General features: G+C 72.6%; 14 protein-coding genes. 6 read left to right on the top strand and 8 right to left on the bottom strand.

What is annotated here, in order from left to right; genetic code table 11:
• Nucleotides 1-95: 95 nt before the first annotated feature.
• On the bottom strand, nt 96-623 hold the full coding sequence (locus ACIBSV_RS02500; RefSeq protein ID WP_395859046.1) for a DUF3995 domain-containing protein: 528 nt from the start codon (nt 621-623) through the stop codon (nt 96-98).
• A 367-nt stretch (nt 624-990) separates the two neighbouring features.
• Here ACIBSV_RS02500 and ACIBSV_RS02495 point away from each other — a divergent pair, with 367 nt between their 5' ends.
• Both ACIBSV_RS02495 and ACIBSV_RS02490 read left to right on the top strand, forming a co-directional pair.
• Nucleotides 991-1,863: a M23 family metallopeptidase gene (locus ACIBSV_RS02495; RefSeq protein ID WP_395859045.1), complete on the top strand. Its 873-nt coding sequence runs from the start codon at nt 991-993 to the stop codon at nt 1,861-1,863.
• Nucleotides 1,864-2,054: 191 nt separating this feature from the next.
• Complete coding sequence (locus ACIBSV_RS02490) at nt 2,055-2,552, top strand: nuclear transport factor 2 family protein (RefSeq protein WP_395859044.1); 498 nt, start codon at nt 2,055-2,057, stop codon at nt 2,550-2,552.
• A gap of 199 nt (nt 2,553-2,751) precedes the next feature.
• Here the strand turns inward: ACIBSV_RS02490 and ACIBSV_RS02485 are convergent, their stop codons facing one another.
• The 4 genes from ACIBSV_RS02485 to ACIBSV_RS02470 form a co-directional block, all read right to left on the bottom strand.
• On the bottom strand, nt 2,752-3,225 hold the full coding sequence (locus ACIBSV_RS02485; RefSeq protein WP_395859043.1) for a DUF3291 domain-containing protein: 474 nt from the start codon (nt 3,223-3,225) through the stop codon (nt 2,752-2,754).
• An 88-nt stretch (nt 3,226-3,313) separates the two neighbouring features.
• The gene (locus ACIBSV_RS02480) at nt 3,314-4,216 is read right to left on the bottom strand and encodes a helix-turn-helix transcriptional regulator (protein ID WP_395859042.1); all 903 of its coding nucleotides are present in this window, start codon (nt 4,214-4,216) and stop codon (nt 3,314-3,316) included.
• Nucleotides 4,217-4,361: 145 nt separating this feature from the next.
• Nucleotides 4,362-4,895 (bottom strand): VOC family protein, encoded by a 534-nt coding sequence (locus tag ACIBSV_RS02475; protein WP_395859041.1) that lies wholly within the window; start codon nt 4,893-4,895, stop codon nt 4,362-4,364.
• Between the two features lie 256 nt (nt 4,896-5,151).
• Nucleotides 5,152-6,390 (bottom strand): amidohydrolase family protein, encoded by a 1,239-nt coding sequence (locus ACIBSV_RS02470; RefSeq protein WP_395859040.1) that lies wholly within the window; start codon nt 6,388-6,390, stop codon nt 5,152-5,154.
• A gap of 297 nt (nt 6,391-6,687) precedes the next feature.
• Here ACIBSV_RS02470 and ACIBSV_RS02465 point away from each other — a divergent pair, with 297 nt between their 5' ends.
• On the top strand, nt 6,688-8,268 hold the full coding sequence (locus ACIBSV_RS02465; RefSeq protein WP_395859039.1) for a hypothetical protein: 1,581 nt from the start codon (nt 6,688-6,690) through the stop codon (nt 8,266-8,268).
• A gap of 332 nt (nt 8,269-8,600) precedes the next feature.
• On the opposite strand, the gene ACIBSV_RS02460 is transcribed toward ACIBSV_RS02465, so the two are convergent.
• Nucleotides 8,601-9,527 carry a LysR family transcriptional regulator gene (locus ACIBSV_RS02460; protein ID WP_395859038.1) on the bottom strand — a complete coding sequence of 309 codons (927 nt, stop codon included), beginning with the start codon at nt 9,525-9,527 and terminating at the stop codon, nt 8,601-8,603.
• 432 nt (nt 9,528-9,959) lie between these two features.
• Between ACIBSV_RS02460 and ACIBSV_RS02455 the strand changes: the two genes are divergently transcribed.
• The 3 genes from ACIBSV_RS02455 to ACIBSV_RS02445 all read left to right on the top strand — a co-directional run bounded on the left by ACIBSV_RS02455 (nt 9,960) and on the right by ACIBSV_RS02445 (nt 12,256).
• Nucleotides 9,960-10,790 carry an SDR family NAD(P)-dependent oxidoreductase gene (locus tag ACIBSV_RS02455; protein WP_395859037.1) on the top strand — a complete coding sequence of 277 codons (831 nt, stop codon included), beginning with the start codon at nt 9,960-9,962 and terminating at the stop codon, nt 10,788-10,790.
• A gap of 274 nt (nt 10,791-11,064) precedes the next feature.
• Nucleotides 11,065-11,697, top strand: coding sequence for an RNA polymerase sigma factor (locus ACIBSV_RS02450; RefSeq protein WP_395859036.1), 633 nt, complete (start codon nt 11,065-11,067; stop codon nt 11,695-11,697).
• Nucleotides 11,681-12,256 (top strand): hypothetical protein, encoded by a 576-nt coding sequence (locus ACIBSV_RS02445; RefSeq protein ID WP_395859035.1) that lies wholly within the window; start codon nt 11,681-11,683, stop codon nt 12,254-12,256. Before ACIBSV_RS02450 ends, ACIBSV_RS02445 begins: the two co-directional genes overlap by 17 nt.
• A 138-nt stretch (nt 12,257-12,394) precedes the next feature.
• Here the strand turns inward: ACIBSV_RS02445 and ACIBSV_RS02440 are convergent, their stop codons facing one another.
• Together ACIBSV_RS02440 and ACIBSV_RS02435 are read right to left on the bottom strand one after the other, a co-directional pair.
• The gene (locus ACIBSV_RS02440) at nt 12,395-14,515 is read right to left on the bottom strand and encodes a phosphocholine-specific phospholipase C (protein ID WP_395859034.1); all 2,121 of its coding nucleotides are present in this window, start codon (nt 14,513-14,515) and stop codon (nt 12,395-12,397) included.
• A gap of 788 nt (nt 14,516-15,303) precedes the next feature.
• Nucleotides 15,304-16,806: a hypothetical protein gene (locus ACIBSV_RS02435; RefSeq protein ID WP_395859033.1), complete on the bottom strand. Its 1,503-nt coding sequence runs from the start codon at nt 16,804-16,806 to the stop codon at nt 15,304-15,306.
• Nucleotides 16,807-17,047 lie beyond the last annotated feature (241 nt).

Here is a 17,047-nt window from a genome sequence, read left to right as displayed (position 1 = left end):
TCGGTCTTGGGTCGGTCGGTTCTCGGCTGGTTGGTTTCGGGCTGTTCGGTCCTGGGCTGGACGGTCTTCGCTTCGGCGATCCGGCACGGTGATGATCATCTCCCGGTGACCCCGGTCCGGGGCAGTCGACGCGACGTGCGGCGGAAGCCGGTGAGCGCGAGCCGGGCGGCCGCGTATCCGAACGCCACGCATACCGGCGTGTAGACGATCAGGTTGAGGCGGTGGAACGTGCTGCCCGGGTCGGTTCCGATGCCCAATGCCCACACCACGCCCACCGTCGCGCGGACGGCGAGTCCGGCGGCGACCGCGGCGGTGATGAGCGCGGTGGTCCGGCCGCCTCGGTCGCGGCTGTGTGCGTACACGCCGACGGCACCGGTGCCGAGCAGTGCGCAGAGCGGCAGCAGGACGCGTGGGGTGAACGGGACGTCTGCGTTGAGGAGTCCCTGGGAGAGCGCCTCGGTGCTGTCGGCGGGCCAGGTCGGACCGGCCGCCCAGAACGCGTGCAGCAGGGCGTCGGCGGTGAGCAGTGCGGCGACGGCGGTACCGGCGCGTCTTCTGCCGGCGCTGCCGGGTGCCGCGGCGCCCGGTGTTGTGGTTCCGGTGGCGGTGCTGGTGGTGTGCACGGCGAAGTCCCTTCTGGGGCCGACGGGTTGTCGGCTGGTCGACCCGTAGACCGGCTGCGCGGGCGGGCGATTCGGCCGATCGGATCGAACGGTCGAGCGTCGGGAAGAGGACGCCGGGCGGGAAAAGGTTCCATGTGACGCCGGGCACACCTGCGGACCGCACCTACCGGGCACACCCGCCGGGCGCAGCCATGTTCGAAGGCAGGTTCTCGGCCCGTCAGGTGCACGGCTCGGCGGGCGCCGGTTCTACGCGATCCGCGATAAGCCCTTGCCAAGGGATACGTAATTACGTAACTTCGAACTATCGAAGGTTGGGGTCCGATCGACACCACGAATCGACCGACGAGCCCACACGGGGAGCCGCACGATGCCTATGCGTAAGGCCGCCACGGCCATGAATCGCCTCTGCTGGATCGCGTTCTTCGCGGTCCTGGTCGCAGGGATGTACTACGGCTACTCCTGGATGTTGAGTTGGATCCCGCTGGGGTTGATGATGGTCACCCAACTCCTGGTGAGCTGGGCGCCGGACGAGCCGGATGAGTCGGTCGAGCCGGACGCCACCGCGAAGGCCGGTGCCGGTGTCGAGCCCGGCGCGAGGCCCGGCGTGGAGGTGGAGGCGCCGGTGTCCGGGCGATGGCGGGCGTTGAACAGCCCGGCCGACAAGGTGCCGAGCCACGGCACCAGGGCCTATGGGCAGGCGTACGCGATCGACATCGTCGCGGAGCCGGAGGGCGGGCGGGCTCGCCCGAGGTTCGGGTGGTGGCCGGTGGTACGGCGCAGCCGCGCGTTCCCGGGGTTCGGGCTGCCGGTGTCGGCGGTGGCGGACGCGACGGTGGTGCGGGTGGTCGACGGCCAACGCGATCATCTCAGCCGCAACTCGTTCCCGGCGCTGGTCTATCTGGTCGTCGAGGGCGTCGTCCGGGAAGTGGCCGATGCGCGTCGGCTGGTCGGCAACCACGTGATCCTGGATCTGGGCGACGGGGTGTACGCGATGTACGCGCACCTGCGGCGTGGGTCGGTGGTCGTGCGGGAGGGCGAACGGGTGCGGGTGGGGCAGGGGTTGGCGCGTTGTGGCAACTCGGGGAATTCCAGCGAGCCGCACGTGCACTTTCAGCTCATGGACGCCGCCGACCTGACCGTGGCGCGCGGGATTCCGTTCGCGTGGCGCGGGATCGGGGTGCCATCGAACGACGAGGTCTTCAGCGCGTCGAGCACCGTCAGCCGGCCGGGGACTCCGTGACCGGTCGGTGGAAGCGGTCCGGTCCCTCGAACCCCTGGGCCGGGGTGCCGACGGGCGGTAGTCCGAGCGAGCCGAGACCGGGCAGGACCGGGCGGGCGGGACCGGGGCAGGCGCCGACGCGGGATTCGCAGGCGCAACGCGATGACCGATTGCCGCCGGCATCGCGTGGGTTCGGTGACCACGATGGGTTCATGAGTACCGAGAACACGGTCCTGCCACCGACGCCCATGCCCGCCCCCGAGTCCGCGCCGGCCGCCGCCCCCGAACCCGGTGGCGCGCTCGCCGTCCTGGAGACCTTCTTCGCGGCCGAGGCCGCCTATGTCGCCGCCGGTGGTCGTCTGGGCGGGGCGAGCTTCGCGGAACTCGCCGCGTGCCTGGATCCGGACGTGGTCATGTACCAGTCGCCGGGGCTGCCCTATGGCGGTCCCCGCTACGGTCCGAGCGGGATCGAGGACTTCATGGCCGCGATGAGCGAAGCGTGGCAGGACATGGAATTCCTCGAACAGCGCTTCGCGGTCGACGGCGACTCGGTGGCGATCCTCAATCACGGCCTGCTGACCGCGCGCGCCACGGGCCGGGTTCTGGACACCTGGGTGATGCAGATGATCACCATCCGGAACGGACTGATCACCGAGATCCGCCCGTTCTACTGGGACACCAAGGCGGTGGACGCGGCCTTGACGCCTTGACCCTGATGCCTCGACGCCGGTCGCGACATCGCCGTGCTCGGGTCCCTTCGGTGGGCGGATGAGCCCGTCACGGACGCGAGGGCCGGGCTCCGGTGCGGCTCCCGAGGCTCGGTGTCGGCGTATGGGTGCCGACCCGTGGTCGCGAGCCGCCGGGGAGCCGGACAAGGCGTGTCCCGGACAGCCGCCTCGGTCGTTTCGGTCAGGCGACTTCCGCCGTCGCGGGCTCGGGAAAGCGGGTGCGGAAGGTGAAGGCGTGCGCGGTCGGGCCGTGTTCGCGGAGGTGGTCCAGGCGGCTCTTGCCTTCGGCGACGGTCGGGACGGTGCCGGCCGGGATCCACCACAGGACCTGCGACATCTCCGCGAGGTGCTCGAACCAGTCCTGGCGGCGGCGCAGGTATTCCAGATGGCCGCTGCGGTAGACGAACTCCCAGAGCAGGTCCGGGGTTTCCCATACCGACATGGTCACGATGCTGTCGGCGTCGTACGGGCGGACGTCGGTCGCGTCGGGAACGCCCTCGTCCTCGCCCTTCATCCGCCAGACGAAGCCGGGCGCGTGGTCCGCGAGTTCGTTCACCGGATCGAGGCCGGCGACGAAGTCGACCATGGTGGGCGTATCCAGAGGGGCGAGCATACGCGCGACGTTGAATTGGGCGATGTGATGTGTCGAGGGCATGAGGTCACCTCACCAGGTCCCGAGATATATGTCAACGAAAATTGTTTTTAGAGATTGTGGGGGTGTGGAGGAGGGTGGATCGGGGGGATCAGTCGACCGGTCCCCGCCCGCTCGCCCCGTTCACCGGCCCCGCGTTCGCGGCCTGTCGCCCTTTCGCGGTCTCCTCCGCCGACCGCTCGACCACCACGCAGCAGCGTCCCGGCACCGAGTCCAGCCTGGCCCGGTGTCCGGCCGCGCCCAGGCCGTCGAGGAGCCCCTCCACCAAGGCCAGGTTCATCCCGCACACCAGCGGCGGGAAATCCTCGGCCAGTTGGTGGAAGGGGCAGTTCCGGAGCAGGATCCGGGACGTGTCGTGCGGCTCCCCGGGCGTCGCCGGGACATCCTGATCGGCCCGCTCGTGCTGCGGCTGCGACTCCGGGGCCGGGCTCGGCAGCGCGTCCGGGGCCGGCTCGTATCCGCGCGCCGTCAGCGCCGCGACCACCCGATCGTGCTCGTCCGCGCCCTGCCCACCGTTCGTGCCGTCCGCGTTGTCCGTGTCGCTCGCGTCACCCGTCGTCGGCCCGCCGAGCGCCCTCCCGGCCAGCCGCCCGGTGTCGTACGCGGCCGCGTGTACCGCCCGATCCGCGCCCGCGCGCTCGACCGCGTCCGCCAGGATCTGGCCGGCCGTGTCGTAGGCGCGCGGTGGCAGGCTCACGCTGGTCTCGATCGTGCTGCGGCGGTACAACTTCGCGGGTCGGCCGGCGCCTGGCCCGCCCTTGCCGGCGGGCCGTGCGTACTCGGTGCTGAGCAGGCGTGCCTCGGCGAGCTTGTCCAGGTGGAACGCCGCGAGCGTGCGCTGGATCCCGACCGCGTCGGCCGCCTCGGCTCGCCCGACCGCGCCCTCGGCGGCGGCGATGTAGCGGTACAGGGACCGGCGTACCGGGTCGGCGAGCACTCCCACCGTGTCGAGCGCGTCATCACCGGGCGGGGGAGGGGAAGAGAGGTCGGACACAACCGGAGTGTAGGCGAGCCGATGGCCGGGACCTCGGGACGGTGGGGCGAGCGGGGCCGGCGCGGGCCGCCCGAAGCGCGGAGCCGGGCGCATGGCTGCGGGTGCGGCTGACGGTGTGGGTGCGGGTCGCGCCGCTCGCGCCCGCTCAGCCGAAGTCGAGTTCGCGGATCGGGGCCGACTCGCCGTCCCAGGTTCGGGCGGCCTCGCGGATCATCGCGAAGAAGTCGCGGTGGAGGGTGACCTCCAGGGCCTCGACGACGGTGCCGCCGTGCGCCTCGGTGGGGAAGTAGGCGAAACGGCCGCCCGGGCCGGAGGTGCCGTGGTGGTACGGGTGTACGCCGGCTCGGGCGAATTCGGCGAGGTACGCGTCGTAGTCGGTGGTGAAGTGGCCCAGGTGATGCAGGCCCTCGCCGTGCTCGCGGCGGAAGTCGCGATAGGCGCTGGGGGCTTCGGGGTTGAGCTGCTGGATCAGCTCGATCTGTCGGTCGCCGGCGTAGGCGATGCCGACGGCGATCCGGGCGTCGGTGGGCTTGCCCCGGTAGTAGGTCTCCCGGATCGCCGCCTGCGGGAAGTGGAAGAACGGGCCGACGCCCAAAGTGGTCGACCAGTGGCGCATTGCGGCTTCGACGTCGTCGACGACGTAGCCGAGCTGGTCGACGGAGCGGATCGCTGGTGCCATGGGTGCTCCCGGGGTCGGATCCGATCTGCGGGGCCGAGGGGACGGCGGGCAGGAGAGTGGGCGGGTACGGAGCGGTCGGGGCGGGTGGTCGTGGTGGGTGTACGGGTGCGTGATCGCGGTACGCAATCGCACGGTCGGGCGCTCGGGAAGGCCACGCACCCGGGAGGTTGCACAACCCGGGAGGCTGCACAACCCGGGAGGCCGCGCACCCGGGAGACCAGGCGTCCGGGAGATCAGGCGTCCGGGGACGCCCCGCTCACCGCCCCGGCCAAGCCCCCGCGACCAGCTCGCCGCCCTTGAGGACCGCGCGGGGTGGTCGGTCGGCCAGTACGCCGATGTCGGTCGTCGGGTCGCCGTCCAGGATCAGCAGGTCGGCGAGCCGACCCGGTTCGATGCGGCCGAGGTCGTCCCCGCGTCGGGCCAGTTCGGCGCCGTTGCGGGTCGCCCAGCGCAGGACGTCGAGCGGAGTTACGCCCGCGTGCTCGGTGTAAAGACGCAGCTCCGCGCCGTACATCCCGTGCGGGAAGCCGATCGCGCCGTAGTCGTCGCCGAGCACGAACCGCACGCCGGCGGCCTGCGCCTTCGGGATCATCGCGTACATGTGGTTCAGGTCGGCCCTGATCGCGTCGGCGGCGAAGCCGAGTCCCGAGCCCATGAAGCCGAGGAAGTGCTTCGGGAAGTGCAATGAGGGCACCACGAACGCGCCGGTCTCCACGAGCGCGGCGATCACCTCGTCGTCCATCTCGTCGCAGTGGTCGACGATGTCGATGCCCAGTTCGAGCGCCATCATGATGGCCGGCTTGTTGACCAGGTGCGCCCGGATCAGCACGCCGCGCTGATGGGCCGCCTCGATCGCGGCGGCCAGTTCCGCGCGGCTCATCTCGATCCGGTCCTTGGGCGCGGTGGTGCCGTGCCCGCCGGTCACGAACAGCTTGATCACGTCCGCGCCGCGCTTGATCTCCTCGCGTACGCCGAGCCGGAAGCTCTCCGCGCCGTCACACAACCGCACCGCGCCGGAAGCGCCCATGCCCCAGTGCCACGGGACGCCGTCGTTGGAGTGCCCGGTGGTGGACAACTCGCGCGAGGAGGCCCAGAACCTCGGGCCGGGGATCAACCCGTCCTCGATCGCGCGCTTGACGCCGCCCTCGACGTCGTTGGACCCGCCCGCGCCGACCACGCCGGTGTAGCCGAGTTCGAGCGCGGTGCGCAGGTTCCGCGCGGCGATCAGCGCCTGGTAGGAGGGCGGGTACTCATTGCCGTACGGCGTGTTCGGCTTCGAGCCCAGCTCGTGGTAGGTCGCGTGGAAGTGGCACGTGAACATGCCGGGCATCAGGGTGTGTCCGGCCAGGTCGACGAGTACGTCGCCGTCCTGCGGGTCGGGCCGCTCGCTTCGCACGGCGACGATCCGCTCGCCCTCCACCACCACCGTGCGATCGGCGACGGCGGCGTTGGTCCCATCGAGCAGGTTGACCCCGGTCAGTACCAGACGAGTCACGGCAGACCTCTCTCCCGCCACGGGAAATGACACAGCGTCAGATGCGGCGTGCAGCCATGTATGGCAGAGGCGCCGACAGGAGACAAGAGCCATGCCCGCCGACGGCACCGGGCAGGCCGGCGCAACGGGTCGGTCCGGCCGGGGTGGGTCGGGTCGCCGGGTGGGTTGGTCGGGTGGTCCGGAGCGGTCGGGTTGGTCGGGTGGGCCGGATCGACGGAGTGGGTCGGCCCGATCGGATCCGCCTGGTGCGCCGATATTCGGCTGCCGGTCCACCCCGGGTCGGGCAGGATGTGGCCGGTGAACCGTGAGGCCCTGTACGGGCTTGCCGCCAATCCGGCTCTGCCGGCGGAGTTGCTCGATCGGCTGATCGCGGTCGCCGACGAGGACCTGGCCTGCGGGATCGCCGGGAACGCGGCGCTCACCCCCGCACAGGCGACGGCCCTGGTGGAGCGTCAACCCGGGAGCGCGGTCGCGCTGGTGTACGCGGGTCGGCTCGGCGCCGCCGACATCGATCCCACGACCCGCCCGGACGTCGCGCTCGCCCTGCTGGACCAGGGCGCCGGACCTCCGGAGTGGGCCCGCCTGTTCGCGGCCGACCCGGACGCCGAGCATCGGGAGCGGTTGGCCGCTTGCCCCGACCTGCCATCCGATGTGCGCGCCTCGCTCGCCGCCGACCCGGAGGTGCGGGTGGCCGCCGAACTCGGCTGGTGGACGACCACGGAGACCGCCACTCGACTCGCCGAGCATCCGCACGCCGACGTGCGCCGCGCGGTGGCGGCCAACGACGCGACACCCCCGGCCCTGTTGGCGGCCCTGCTCACCGGCAACGGCCTGCCGCCGGCCCGGCGATGCGCGGCCTGTGATCGCGAACCGGTGCCCTTCGTGCACGATCCGCACTTCCCCCGGCTCGACTGCGAACTGCCCTCGGGCGCGGCCTGTTCCGGCGCGCACGAGTCGACGGTGCACGAGATACAGCACAACGCCCTGGGGAACCGGGCCACGCCGACCGAGGCGGTGGCCGGCTTCGTCGACCATCCCTCGATGTTGCTGCGCGCCGAACTCGCCGCCCGCGGCGACCTGTCGCCTGAGCAGACGGCCCGGCTCGCCGAGGACCCGATTCCGCTGGTGCGGCTGGCCCTGGCCGAGAATTTCCACCTCGACGAGGCCGCCTGCCGCATGCTTGCCGACGACGGCTCCCACGATGTGCGGCGCGTACTCGCGGCCAACCCGGGCCTGCCGCTCGACGCCCTCACCCGCGTGGCCGGCACCACCCGGCTCGGCCCCACCCTGCTGCCCCGGATCGCCACCGCGTCGCCGACCGAGATCGCCGCAGCCGCCGCGTCGGCCGACGCGGCGTTGCGGATGCTGGTGGCCGCACGTCGCGACCTTCCCGACACGATCCGCGACACGTTGGCCGGCGACCCGGACGCCAAGGTGGTTGCCTCCATCGCACCGCACCCCGGTCTGTCCGAGGCCCGGCTGCGGGCCATGCTCGCTCGGCACGGAGCCCGCGTGGCCGCCGGCGTCGCGGCGAACCCCGACGCGTCGTCGGCCCTCCTGGAGGAGTTGACCCGGCAGCCGGCCCCACCACGCAAGGCATTGCGCGCGATCGCCCGACACCGCAACGCGACCGCACCGGCGCTGCACGCGTGCCTCGTGGATGACCGGGCAAGGCGTCTGGCCGCCGGCCATCCGGCACTGTCGCCGGCGACCCTCATCGCACTACTCGCGGACGAGGACGCACAGGTGGTGCAGGCGGCAGCGGCCCACCCGATGTTGCCGGTCGCCGTCATGGCGGAGGCGGTGTCCCGAGCGGAGGGTCGGGGTTGGGCGGTGGGCGCGGGCGGTGCGCCCCACGTCGGCGGCGCGGCCCGGTAGCCGGCGGCTTCCACCAGGGAGGGCCCGACGGCCCTGACGAACCTGCTTGGGCGTCGTGTCGTCAGTGCCCTACGGGTGACCGTTCGTCAGCGCCGCAAGGTTGGACGGTTCGTGAGTGCCGTACCGATCGGACGGCACGGCCGGGGCCCGGAAGTGAACCGCCGGGAATTGTCGGGCCCGGCAGCATCGCGGCGTAGGCGAGGCCGCTCCCGGTGTGCGGGAGCGGCCTCGGTGTGTCGGCGGAGGGCAAGCCGGTCGGCAGTTGGATCGGATCGGATCGGGTCGGGTGTCCCGAGTCCCGGGCGTCCCGGAGATCGCTCGGCCGCGCAGGGTCAAGGGCGGCGGGCCGGGGCCGGGTCGGGCTTTGCCGGTTGGGTGGCCGCCAGGGTGTCGGTGGCGGCGCGGGTGAAGGCTTGGGCGAGTGGGGAGTAGGCGGCCGTGCGCCAGACCAGGCCCCAGGAGAGCGCGGGCGAGTCGTGGATGGGGATGTACGCGATGTCGCCCCGGGGGAAGTACTTGACCGCGTGCAGGGGTACCGGCGAGATGCCCAGCCCGGCCGCGATCGCGGTCAGCGTCTCGTGCGCCGTCGTGCTGGAGGGACCGCGCGGGATCGGCTTCCCGCTGGGCGTCTGGGTCGGGTTGATCGCCTCGGCCCAATAGGCCGGGACCGAGTCGTCGATCCGGAACACCGGACCGATCGCGAGGTCCTCGAGCGAGACCGACTCGCGGCCGGCGAACTCGTGCCGCGCGGATACCGCGAGCACCAGCGGCTCGGTCAGTACGATCGGGCCCACCGTCAGGTCCGGCTCCTCCACCGGCAGCCACACCAGTTGCAGATCCACCTCGCCGCCGCGCAGCAACCCGAACGGGTCGCCGATGTGCGCCTCGCGAATGCGCAGCTCACAGTCGGGATGCCGGCTGCGGAAGGTGTCCAGGGTCTCGGGGATCTCGGCCAGCGTCGCGTCCATCGTGCCCAGCCGCAGCGTGCCGGAGAGGCCGCGCGCCGCCGACGCGGCCCGCTCGATCCCGTCCTGAATGCGCTGGTAGCCCGCGGCCAGGTCCTCGCGCAACTGCCGGCCGATCGGGGTCAGCGACACCCGCCGACTGGTCCGCTCGAACAAGGGCGCGCCGATTCGCCGTTCCTGCTGCTTGATCGCCTGGCTGACCCGGGCCGAGGACACCAGCAGTCGCTCGGCGGTACGGCCGAAGTGCAACTCCTCCGCCAGCACCAGAAAGATCTCGATGTCCCGCAGCTCCATACGCCCCCGCCGTTCGTCGCCGTACCGTGCCGTGCTCCCGCCGATGAGGCCGATGAGACTGGTGCGAGCCGGCGCGAACCGGTGTCGTGTCCCGTGTCGGACTCCGCGCCGTACCCCGTGCCACACCGTGCCTCCGCGCCCCGCACCGCACCCTGTGCCACACCTGCCATCGGTAATCCCTGGGTTAACGAGGGTTGCCGACATCGTCGTTGCTCGGGGAAGTGTCTCGGCACGATCGTAGAGACACGCCGGCCGGAACGCCCGGGCACCGGATCCACACCGCCCGTCGGCGTGCTCGCCCGAGCGCGCTCGACCGGCGCGGCGCGGACCGTCACGGGCGCCGACCGCCGGGTGCCGCAACGCCCGGAGGCCATACGCAGCATGTCGCATGCCGCTCGGCCTACGCACCGAACCACGGAATCGGGGATCGCCATGTCCAAGACCGCCATCGTCACCGGCGGAACCGGCGCGCTGGACCTCGCGCTCGTGCGCGGACTGTGCCGGCGGCTGGGCGAGCACGGCGCGGTCTACCTGGCGGCCCGGGAACCGGAGCGCGGGCGCGACGCCGTGGCCCGGCTGCGCGCCGAGGGGTTCGCACCGCACTTCGCGGCCCTCGATCCACGCGACGCGACCGGCGCCGCGAGGCTCGCCGCGACGCTCGCCGACCGACACGGCGGCGTGGACGTGGTGATCGCCGGCGCCGCCGCCCGGGTCGACCTCGGGACGCGCAACCAGGACCAGGTCAGGGCCTACGTGGACACCGACAACCACGGCACCCACCGGCTGATCGAGGCGTTCGCTCCGCTGCTCAACGACGGCGCCCGATTCGTGCTCCTGGCCGGTGACTTCGCCGGGCTGCGGCACCTTCCGCACCGGCTGCGCACACGCTTCGACGTGGATCGGGCGAGCCTGGCCGAGCTGGCCGAGGTGATGGAGGACTACGTACGCGCCGTGGAGGAGGGGCGTGCCGCCGCCGAGGGCTGGCCCGCGTGGATCGGCGTTCCGTCGACGATCGGCCGGGTGGCCGCGATGAAGGTACTCGCGCGGGACCTGGCCGAGGACGCGGCACGGCGCGACATCGTGGTCAATGCCGCGAGCGTGTGCCGCGCGGATCCGGCCGAGCCGATCGCCGCAGCCGAGCGGGACGCGGACGTGGAGCGGTCCGCCGCCGACGTCCTGTGGCTGGCCACGCTTCCGGCCGGCACGCCCGAACCGTACGCGGAACTGGTCCGCCGGCGCACCGCCGTGCCGTTCCGGGAGTGATCGGGGTTCGGCGGCCCAGGGTTCGGCGGGTCGTCCGGGTGTCCGGTCGCCCTGCCTCCTGGTGGATCATCGAACCCGGGCGGGCGAGGTCGGCGGCGACGGGTTGTGGTTCGGGTGAATCCTTTTGCGGTCCGGCGGGCTCTTATCTGTGCGTCGACCGCTCGGTCGGCCCCGGAGTCGGAGGTGCCCATGGGAGTTGTCGTTGGTGTCGCGGTCGGTGTCGCGTTGCTGGTGTGCACGTGCGTCGTTCTGGTCCGAAAGCGGAGGAGCTCGCGTGGCTGAGACCGATTGGCCCGGCGAACAGTTGGTTCTCGCCGCCCAGCGCGGGGACGTCGACTCGATCTCCGCGCTGGTCTCCGGTTCGTATCCGCACGTGCTGCGCTTCGCCCATTCGTTGTGCACGTCACCGCACGACGCGGAGGACGCGGCGCAGGAGGCGTTGATCATCCTCTATCGCCGGATCGGGATGTTGCGGGCGACCGCGGCGCTGGGGTCGTGGATGTTCCGCATCGTGCGCAACGAATGTCTGCGGCGCGCTCGGACGGTGCTGCGGTCGGCCGAACCGGACCGGGAGGCCGCCACGGAGTGCCTGGAGGACGATGTGCTCCGGCGGCTGGAGGCCGAGCGGGTGGCCGCGGTGATCGCCGCGCTGCCCGAGGACCTGCGCCGGGTGCTGATCATGCGCGACGTCCAGGGCCGGCCGGGGCGGCCGGTCGCCGAGGAACTCGGCTTGACTACGGCCGCCATGAAGTCGCGCCTGCACCGGGCCCGGACGGCGGTCCGGGAGGGACTTCGGCAACCGCTCGACGGGTACGAGGCGGGCCGCGACGGGAGCGGCGGCGCCGGCGACGCCGATGCAAGTGACCATCGACCGCGTGAGGGAGGCACCCATGGGAGTGGTCGTTGACGGTGCGAAGAAGGCCCCGACGGGAGTGGTCGTCGACCATGTGCGGGAGGCCGGAGCGGGAGTGCACGCCGACGGCGTGAAGGACGCCCCAACGGGAGTGCGGGCCGACCTCGTGAAGGACGCCCCGTTGCCGTCGGCCGGCGACCGGCCGCGGAAGGCCCTTCGGTGGGTGACCCGCGACCGGGTGAAGGCGGTGCTGTCGATGGGGCTCGCCACCGACCGAGGTGCCGCCCGTGATTCGGTGGCGCGGCATCTGGTCCGAGGCGCGGTGGGGCTTGGGGCGCTCGTCGGCGCGTTCGCGCTGATCCCGGTGGTCGGCCCGGCCGCCCTGCTGCTCGCTCCGGTGGGCCTGGTCGTGCTGCGCGGTTGTCCGACCTGTTGGCTGGTCGGGTTGATCCAGGCCATTTCGGCGGGCCGGTTGGAGCGCCGGTGCACGGAGGGACGTTGCGAGTTGCAGGTCGCCCGGCCGCACGCTCGGCATCCCGCGAGTACGCCCACCGCCGGCGACGAAGCGGCCGAGTCCTCGCCGGATGCCGTCGGCGAGCGAAACGCCGCCTGAAACGCTGCCGTGCCGCCTGCCGCCCCGTCGAGGGGAGGCCGACGGCCGGCGGCGGCAGCGGAGATCGCACGTCCCGGCGCGGGGAAGTCGCCGGGACGTGCGGGATGGTGCCGGTCGCCGCCGCGACCTGGCGGTTTGTCAGCCGCTGACGCTCTCCCGGCCGTTCTCGATGTGGCCGGCCAGCCGTCGGGTGAAGCCGTCGCCGCCCTCGATCGTCACCGTGACGTCATACCAGCCGTCGGCCGAACCCGTCGACCAGTGCACGGTACGCTCCCGGCCCGGCTTGAGGGTGATCGTGCGCTCGCGGTCGGAGCAGCCGAGGCCGTACGCGTTCGGGGTGAGCCTGAAGGTCACCGACTGCTTGCCGTGGTTGGCCAGTTCCAGGTCCAGCACCCGGCCCGTCGCGCGGATCCGCGAGGTGACCTCGGCGCCGGCCGCGGCCGTGGCCCCGGCGAACTCGCGGCGGAAACCGTTCGGGCCCACCACCGTCAGGTCGTAGCGGTCGCCCTTGAGCGCGATCGTGTCCGAGCGCTTGCCCTGCACGTCGTAGTGCTTGGGCTTGGGCAGCTCGCCCGAGTAGGGGAACAACTGGAGGTGCACGCTGGATCGCCCGCCGTTGGCCAGGTCGAGGGTGAGTGTGCGCTTGGCGGCGTCCACGCGAGCCGACGCGTCCGGCTGGTAGGGCAGCGGACGGGCCGGGCGGCGACCGCGCTCGGGCTCGGGCAGCTTCTGGTCGGCGGGCGGCGCGGGCCGCCAGCGCGAGGTGAACCCCGGGGCCGGGGCCGGCCGGGGCGGCACGTGCGAGCGGCGGGCCCGGTCGAAGTCGAAGGCGCCGGTCAGGTCGCCGGACACGGTACGTCGCCACGCGCTGATGTCGGGCGCGCGAACTCCCGTCCAGGTCTCCAGGAAGCGGGTCACCGAGGTGTGGTCGAAGGTCTCCGAGGAGACGTACCCGCCCACGGTCCACGGCGACACGATCATCATCGGCACCCGTGCGCCGAATCCGATCGGCCGGCCGTTGTAGTACTCGTCCGTGACCTCTTCCGGCGGACGCGGCGCCGGCACGTGGTCGAAGAAGCCGTCGTTCTCGTCGAACGTGAGCAGCACGACGGTGGAGTCCCAGATGTCGCGGTTGGACGCGATCGCGTCGAGCACCTGGTAGGTGATCGTCGCGCTGGCGGCCGGCGAGGAGGCGCTCGGGTGCTCGGAGTCGGCCGCCGAGGGCACCAGGTAGGACACCTCGGGCAGCGTGCCGGCGGCGATGTCGGCGCGCAGCGCGTTCGCCAGCGAGTGCGGCCGGCCGCGGCGCAGACCGCGCTCGTACAGCACCCGGTCGGCGGCCGGCAGCGCCGCGACGCCCTGCTCCAGCTTGGCCAGCAGCGCGTCCTGCTCGGCCGCGGGCAGCCCGCCGAGCTTGCCGTAGAACGAGTCCAGGCTCTTGAAGTCGCCGGCCGCGGCCAGTGCCTTGCGCGCGACCTGCTTGAACGAGACGTAGAACTCCAGGTTGTTGTCCTGGTAGTTGTCCCATTCCTGGTAGACCTTCCAGGACCGGCCCGCGCGCTGGAGGTGCTCGGCGTAGGTGGTCCACGAGTAGCCCGCGTGGCTGTCCTCGGAGTACGCGGCGTTGTCGATCGCCCGCCGGGTGCTGCTGCCGGGCTCGTAGCCGGTGTAGCCGCTGACCAGGTAGTTGCGGTTGGGCGAGGTCGACGACGGCAGTGCGCAGTGGTACGCGTCGCAGATCGTGAACGTGTCCGCCAGTTCGTAGTGGAACGGCAGGTCGGTGCGGTCGTAGTAGGCCATCGTGGCGGGCGACTTGGCGCCGATCCAGCCATCGTTCCAGCCGTCGTTCCAGGCCTTGTGCCCGCCGTCCCAGCTATGGTCGAGCGCGCCTATGTACTGCAGGTCCTTCGCCGCGTCCTGGGCCGCCTTGCGCACCGGGAACGGCAACACCCGCCCGGCGGGACCGCCCGGCTGCTCGAACACGTTGTGCCCGTCGCGCAGTCGGATCGCGTTGCGGTCCCCGAAGCCCCGGACCCCGCGCAGCGTGCCGTAGTAGTGGTCGAACGAGCGGTTCTCCTGGACGAGCACGACCACGTGCTTGATCGCCTTCAACCCGCCGCGCCGGGGCGGGGAGGCGAGGGCCTGCTGGACGGACGGCGGCAGGAGCGAGCCGGCGACGGCGAGTCCCGCGCCGCCCGCGCCGAGTTGGAACAGGCGGCGGCGGGATACGCCGGAGGGAGGCTGGGGGGAGGCCGACACGGGGAGCCCTTTCGGATGTGGGGAGAAGCGCCCGTGCGATGGGTCGCACGGATGGGGTGGTTCGGGTGCTGCACCGAGCCGTTCGCACGTACGGGGGTGGTTCGGGCGTGCGGAGGTGTTCGGACCACCGCAGTTCATCGGTCCGCCGCCGACCGGGGAGCGGATCGCGGGTGACGGACAGGCAAACTTCCGCCGGCGCGCGGGGCTGCGGTTCGCTTCGTCCCCGCCCGGCCGGCGCACGGTGAGGGGTCGTGGTGGACGACGTGCGGGGTCGGTGACGTGCCGGGTCGGGACGTGCTCGATCGGGAGGCACCGCCGGAGCCGGCGGTGGAGTGGGCCGATTCGCACGCGGTGGTCCGACATGCTTACCGCAGCCCCCGGCGCCCGGTCGAGGACTTCGCGGGGATCCGGGGCGATGGGGGTCGCCTGTCGGTGTGTCGGTCTTGCGATGAGGGGCGGGCCCTGGACCCTCCGGGCCGGAGGACTCGCTCGTCCTGCCCGAAGGGGTGCCTCTGGCGAGGCCCCGGTCGATCCTCTTCGCTGCACGCGCCGATCGACCGGGGCAGGGCGGGCGACCCGGGTGGTGGCGACCGGCTCGGGTGGGCAAACCCGGTGATGGCGACCGGCCGGCGTGGGCCTGCGAGTCGATGGCAGGCCGGTTGGCGGCTCCATCGAACCGGAGGCCGGAGGCCCAGGCCCGGGGTGGCGCGCATCGCGTCGGATCCCCGATCCGGCGTCGTCGCCGGGTCGGGGGGCGAGGCGGTCGGGTTGTGCGGTCGACTCGAGGTCTACGGGGTGGAAGCCGCAGTGGTTGCCGCCGCGTCTTGTGCGGCGGCTGCGGCCTTGGCCGCGGCCTGGAGGGTTTGTACGGGGGTGTTCGTTCGGAGCGCCTCGACGTAGATCAGGTGTTCCGGTGCGATTCGGCCCCGGACCGTTCCGTCCTTGACGTCGGCCTCGGTCAGCCAGCCGTCCGCGACGAGCGTCTCGGTCGTGGCCGCCACCTCCTCGGCGGTGGTCGCGGTGAGGTCGGCGAGGAAGGCCACCTCCGCGCGGGCGTCGCCGTCGGCGTCCGAGTGGGCGGTGATGCCGAGGGCGGCCAGGCGTACGTGCGCGGGCTGCTTGCGCAGCTTCTTGTGCGAGATCAGGCGGGCGACCCAGCCCGAGGACCGGGTTCGGGGCAGCTTGCCCAGCGAGAAGCCGGTGGCACCGGGGACGCCGCAGCCGACCGGGTCCTCCTCGGTTGCCAGCAACTCCTCGACGTCGACGCTGAGCCACCCGGACGCGGTCAGTTCGCCGACCGCGAGCTCGGCCTCCTTGCCGCAGACGCCGCGCAGATCGGGGCCGGTCAGGTTGGCGACACCCGAGCCGACTCCGCGCAACAGGCAGACCAGCGCGAGCAGTCGGGCGACGGGAGCGGTGCCGGGGGCGGTCCGGCCGATGTACGTCAACGCGCCGCGCACCGGCTCGCCCAGGCCGCTCACCGCCCAGTGCCCGCCGGGCGCCGCGTCGGGACGCGCGCTCTCCCACGGGATGCCGCGCTGCTGCGCCAACTGCTGGAGCGTGGTCTCGTACGCCCGACGAGCGCGGTCGGCCTCGGCCCGAACCAGGCCGGTACCCAGCGGATACGGCGCGTCGGCCCACAGAGTGAGCGCGGCCGCCTTGCGCTTGGTCAGCTCGGCCACGACGGTCAGGTCCGCGACGCCGCCGGCCTGATGCGCGCGGAACCCCTCGACGATCGCGGTGAGTTCGGCCAGCAACGGCTCCGGTAGCCCGGGCGGCACGGTGAGCACGCCGAAGCGCCGCAGGCCCGTCTGCTCGCCGCCGTCCCTGGGCCCCTTCGGATCGCGCGGCCGGCGGGTCTCCTTCGCCCCGCGGGGCTGCTCGGCCGTCGTGCGCGGGCCTCGCGGCGGTGGAACGGCATCGGGCGCGGTCGGCTCGCGCAGCTCGGGCAGCAGCGGCGACGAGGGGCGCGGCAGCACCGGCTTGGCGGTCGGCTCCACCGGGCCGCGACCGGCCACGGACACCTCGATCGGCCCGTCGAGGCCGACCACGGTCAGCGGCGGGGACAGCGCCAGCAGGCCGCTGTCGACCAGATCGCCGGCGACGCTCATCGCGCTGCGCGAGCCGATCGTGCGCCCGTTGGGCCCGGCCAGGCCGGCCACCTCGCGGATGGTGATGCTCTGTCCCGCCGCGGCCGCTGCGGCGAACAGCGCGAACACCCGCAACTCCACCGGGCCCATGCGATTCACATCCATCGAGCCGACCCTGGCGGCACGCGTCTTCAGAGGCATGTCCACCTGTCTACCGCACCGGGCCCGGCCCCGAAGCCCCATTGGGCCCCAACACCCGAAAGGACTAACCGAACAAGACGCAAACAACCCGAGAAGTCCGCTGATCACCGCCACCTTCGGGCCCGCCCGGCGCGGCGTTCCGTCCGGGCGGGTGTCGTACACCCGGAGTCCGGCGCCCTGCCTCCGGCCCGGGCCTCGTGCCGGGTCTGTGTCGTACACCCGGGAGCGCGGCGCTGTCTCC

Source organism: Embleya sp. NPDC050154 (genome assembly GCF_044460165.1).
GTDB lineage: Bacteria > Actinomycetota > Actinomycetes > Streptomycetales > Streptomycetaceae > Embleya.
This window is presented reverse-complemented; position numbering and strand designations above follow the sequence as displayed.

Excerpts from the sequence above, each read along its gene's own strand:
- ACIBSV_RS02490 (WP_395859044.1), top strand. The coding sequence starts at position 2,055 with ATGAGTACCGAGAACACGGTCCTGCCACCGACGCCCATGCCCGCCCCC.
- ACIBSV_RS02445 (WP_395859035.1), top strand. The coding sequence starts at position 11,681 with ATGGGAGTGGTCGTTGACGGTGCGAAGAAGGCCCCGACGGGAGTGGTC.
- ACIBSV_RS02495 (WP_395859045.1), top strand. The coding sequence starts at position 991 with ATGCCTATGCGTAAGGCCGCCACGGCCATGAATCGCCTCTGCTGGATC.
- ACIBSV_RS02485 (WP_395859043.1), bottom strand. The coding sequence starts at position 3,225 with ATGCCCTCGACACATCACATCGCCCAATTCAACGTCGCGCGTATGCTC.
- ACIBSV_RS02435 (WP_395859033.1), bottom strand. The coding sequence starts at position 16,806 with ATGCCTCTGAAGACGCGTGCCGCCAGGGTCGGCTCGATGGATGTGAAT.
- ACIBSV_RS02455 (WP_395859037.1), top strand. The coding sequence starts at position 9,960 with ATGTCCAAGACCGCCATCGTCACCGGCGGAACCGGCGCGCTGGACCTC.
- ACIBSV_RS02475 (WP_395859041.1), bottom strand. The coding sequence starts at position 4,895 with ATGGCACCAGCGATCCGCTCCGTCGACCAGCTCGGCTACGTCGTCGAC.
- ACIBSV_RS02460 (WP_395859038.1), bottom strand. The coding sequence starts at position 9,527 with ATGGAGCTGCGGGACATCGAGATCTTTCTGGTGCTGGCGGAGGAGTTG.